General features: G+C 37.2%; 2 protein-coding genes. Both read right to left on the bottom strand.

All coding sequences use genetic code 11. The annotated features are described in order from the left end of the window. Nucleotides 1-136: 136 nt before the first annotated feature. Nucleotides 137-1,864, bottom strand: a complete 1,728-nt coding sequence (locus QZ548_RS07865) for a hypothetical protein (RefSeq protein ID WP_295869530.1) — start codon at nucleotides 1,862-1,864, stop codon at nucleotides 137-139. Nucleotides 1,865-2,044: 180 nt separating this feature from the next. After that, the coding region (gene gltB, locus QZ548_RS07860) for a glutamate synthase large subunit (protein WP_295869528.1) at nucleotides 2,045-4,986 on the bottom strand (2,942 nt) is incomplete at its 5' end.

Here is a 4,986-nt window from a genome sequence, read left to right as displayed (position 1 = left end):
TTTTACCGACCCCCAGTTTAACTGGGGGTTTAGTCATGCCTATTCGGCGTACAATCAGATTAAGTAGTATAAGGATTCGTCCTTATACATACTTAACCTCTATTAAAACTCGCCTCTTAATTAAATATCATCATTCTCACAACAAATTTTCTAAGTATTTAATTGGATAAGAATCAAAGACTTTTTTATCTTTAGAATCAAGTTGCTTATACCATCTATGATATTTATATTTATCCTTAAGAATTAAAGCTATTGCACATTCAAACATTAAATTTTTATCTTTATTTTCCTCAAACAGGTTCAAGATGCTATCAGCCTCTTCCTGTGTAACCTCTCGCTCTCGTCTAATACATTGTAAATAATTAATTAAATTAATTATTGTTTTTTCAAACTCATATAACCGTTTTGCTAAGCATATTACAACCTTTAATAAATGCTCATTTTTTGTTCGGTCTACAACCAATAAAGCACGTAAAATAAATTCTGTAATCTCCTCACTGCACCCAGTCTTGAACGTATAAGTTGTGATACATTCCAACATACTTTCATAATTTAAATTACTAGCAAATTCTAACTCCGTTTCTCCTAATAATATAAAAAATGGATATATTAAGTTATCATTATTACTTATCCCCAATGGAAGGCTAAATGGATTGAAAACCCATGTATTTTGCATACAATCTTTAATAATTAATATAACGGCTTTAAACGAATTAAACTGATAAAAATCAAGAGTTACTTCGGTAATATCTTCTTTAGTTAGATTGTTCAAGTTACCAACTCGATCACTCATCCATAATAATACGTTTATATCATCTTCAGTTAATTGTTCATATGAAACTATATCAGAAAGCCCAAAGTATTCTAAAACGTTAACTAAAGCCATCAATTCATTATAAAAACCATTAAAATTGATTTTTTGTTCTACATCTGGACACATTTTAAATGTGCCCCAACTTCCTAGCTTAATCTCACAACCTTGATTAATAAGGTTCATTAACTCACCAGAAACTTTTAAGTTAGATACCTTACCTCTAAGAATAAATCTTAATGGCTCTTTAACAGCTTCATTATAATAAATATAAATATTATCATTTAGAAGCAAATAAGGCTGCTCATTTTTTTGTGTTACTACACTTTCTACTGATATATTCTTCCACAACTTTTTATCAACAAAGACATCCAGCTTTTCGGTCTTCTTTATTTTTTCAATTTTTACTAAATCCAGAGGAAGAATCGAGCCATCCTTATTATGCTTATAAAGATAAGTAGACTTATCAGATAAATATATAGAATTTTTTTCTTTAATTAAATTTAATTTACCTTGTAAACAACTATCCCCATTTAACTTAAGTACTTCATCTTGTAAGCTTATTATTTTACCTTTTGAAGCCCATTGCTTATCTCTATCTTTACAAAATTGATCTACTAAATTTTCTATTACAAAAGGATTCTTAGGAAATTCCTCAAGTTTTATATTAATTGTTTTTTGTGGTTTCTTTTTGAGTTTCTTCTTCAAGATATGTCCAATTTTAGTAGGTAATAATTCAGCATAAAATACTTTTTTTGTTTCAATATCAATAACAAAAAAAATAACGCCTCCATTATTTTTATAATTATTCAAGTCCGCTATAGAAACAGAATAAGAACGACTTTTCCCTAATTTTTCTTTCCCCTTAACTTGAATTTCACATTTGTGAACTAGATTTTCTTTTTTTTGATTTTTACTAGAGCATAGATATATAAAACCATCCCAAGATAAACCTCTATCATTCCTTGAAATTGAATGATCAATATGTGCACATTCCCAAAGTAAAGACTCTAAACAAATGATTGCTCCGGTTTCAATTTTATTAGAATTCATATAAGCGCTCCCCGACTAATAAAAAAGCCTAACATAACAGTGGGAAAATACTGTTACGTTAGGCAAAACCCTTATCACTAAATTCAGATAAGCCTAACGCCATTTTATATTGACGAATTACCTACATTTTAGCATAGTCTAAGAGTAATCACTTAATTTGTAAGTTAAAGATGCTATTTATTATTTTGCATATTTTTCTTTGAATGCAGCTAATTGAGCTTCTTCCAAGGATAAGCCTTGTTCTTTATAGCGTTCAATAGCAGCGTGCATTTCTTCATATGCTACAGGTACAACTTTTGTAAATCTGTTTACAAAGTTATTCCAGTTTTCAAGGATGTGACGGCCTTTAGTGGAATTAGTGTGTAATACGTGTTGTTCTACCAATTCTTTAATGCGTTTAAGGTCATCATTATTAGCAGGACGTAATTCTACGAGACCTGTGTTTACATAGCGTTCGTCGCAATCGAGGATGTATGCATAGCCACCGGACATACCTGCTGCGAAGTTACGGCCGATTTTACCGAGTACAAGAACTTCGCCACCAGTCATGTATTCACAACCATGATCGCCTAAGCCTTCAACAACAGCAGTGATACCACTGTTACGAACAGCGAAACGTTCACCAGCTACACCGTTAATGTAGGCTGTACCAGATGTAGCACCATAGAAGGCAACGTTACCGATAAGGATGTTTTCGTCCGCTTCGAAAATGGATTTCTTAGGCGGATATACAGTGATTGTACCACCGGACAAGCCTTTACCAAGGTAATCGTTCGCATCACCTTCAAGTTCTAATGTCATGCCTTTAGGAATGAAAGCACCGAAGGATTGGCCTGCAGAGCCTTCAAAGTTCAACTTGATTGTGTTATCTGGCAAGCCGCTTTCACCATAACGACGTGTCACCTCAGAACCAACCAAGGTACCTACAACACGGTTAATGTTATTGATAGCCAATTTAGCGCGAATAGGTTTTTGGTCCTCAATAGCAGGACGGCACATACGTAAGAGCTTGGACATATCCAATGTGCGTTCCAATTCGTGATCTTGGTCAACCATATGCATATGACCTACAGATGCGTCGATGTATGGGTGGAACAATACGCGTTTAAGGTCAACGCGCGACAATTTGAAGTTATCGTCTTGAGATTTTTGACGAACAAGGTCGATACGGCCTACCAGCTCAGCTACGGAACGTATACCTAAGCGAGCCATGATTTCACGCAATTCACGAGCGATGAAGATCATCAAGTTTTCTACGTACTCAGGTTTACCTGAGAAACGAGCACGCAATTTTTCATCTTGTGTAGCAACGCCGTAAGGACATGTGTTGAGGTTACATACACGAGCCATTTTACAACCTACAGCAACGAGTGGCAACGTACCGAAACCGAATAACTCAGCGCCAAGCATCGCAGCAACGGCTACGTCGAAACCAGTCATCAACTTGGAATCTACTTCCAATTTAACGCGGTCACGTAATCTATTGAGCATCAATGTTTGATGAGTTTCAGACAAGCCTAATTCCCAAGGCACACCAGCGTGTTTTACAGATGTACGGCCTGCCGCACCTGTACCACCATCGTAACCAGAAATTAAGATATTATCTGCTTTTGCTTTTGCCACACCAGCAGCGATAGTACCAACACCAGCTTCAGATGTTAACTTAACGGAAATACGAGCGTCTTTATTAACGCATTTCAAGTCATAAATCAACTCAGCCAAGTCTTCGATGGAGTAAATATCATGGTGTGGTGGTGGAGATACGAGCTCTACGCCAGGAGTGGAGTGACGAGCTTTCCCGATTTCAGGGTATACTTTTTTACCTGGTAACTGGCCACCTTCACCTGGTTTTGCACCTTGTGCACATTTAATTTGTAATTCTTTTGCATGAATGAGGTAATTTGCAGTTACACCGAAACGACCAGATGCAATTTGTTTTACTTCGGAATTCATGCTGTCGCCATTTGGCAATGGTTTGAAACGAGCTACGTCTTCGCCGCCTTCACCAGAGTTAGATGTAGAACCAAGACGGTTCATAGCGATAGCAATCGCTTCATGAGCCTCTTTACTGATGGCACCATAACTCATAGCACCCGCTTTAAAGCGTTTTACGATGGATTCTTCAGGCTCAACCTCTTCGATAGGAATGCCGCCACCTACAGGGTAATTTAATTCCATCAAGGAACGCAATGTTACGTGGTAATCGTTGCGGATAGCTTTAGAGTATTCTTTATATTTAGCATAGTCGCCATTGATGAGGGATTCTTGTAAAAGCTCAATTGTTTTAGGGTTGAATAAATGCTCTTCCCCATCTTTTACAGGACCATACCAACCACCTGGTTCAAGTACAGATTCATCAGATTTGAAAGCACGGTCAAAACGAGCCAATGCTTCATTAGCAACACCTACAAGACCAATACCGCCAATACGTGTTGGTGTATTTACAAAGAACTTGTTAATGAAGTTAGTATTCAATCCCAAGGCTTCAAAGATTTGTGCACCCTGATAAGAACGTACTGTGGAGATACCCATTTTGGACATAACTTTCATGATACCGCCCACAGCCGCTTTGATGTAGTTCTTTTCTGCTTGTTCAGGAGTAATATCACCAAGGCGTTTATGGGCTTGTAAATCACGTACAGTTTCAAGAGCTACATATGGATTGATTGCGGTTACACCATAACCGATCAGTGTACAGAAATGATGTACTTCGCGAGGCTCACCAGATTCGAGGATAAGACCAATTTCTGTGCGCAATACTTTTCTAATCAAGTGATTATGAACAGCTGCTACAGCTAACAATGCAGGAATTGGTGCATGATTTTCATCAACGCCACGGTCAGATAAAATCAATACATTTTGGTCTGTACGTGCTGCTTCTTCTGCTTTTTCGCACAATTCATTCAATGCATCGCGCAAACCATCAGCACCCTTAGTTGGGTCGAAAAGGATTGGCAATGTAACAGACTTCATACGGCGGCAGTCAAGAGCCTTAATGGACGCCAATTCTTGATTAGTAAGGATTGGTGTACGCATGGACAACGCATAAGTACCAGCTTTATTAGGGTCTGTTAAGTTACCAGAGTTACCAAGCATAACGCGTGTAGATGTAACCATTTCCT

The organism is uncultured Veillonella sp., from assembly GCF_915069625.1.
Lineage (GTDB): Bacteria > Bacillota > Negativicutes > Veillonellales > Veillonellaceae > Veillonella.
Note: the sequence above shows the minus strand (reverse complement) of the source record. Positions and strands in the feature narration are given on the sequence as shown.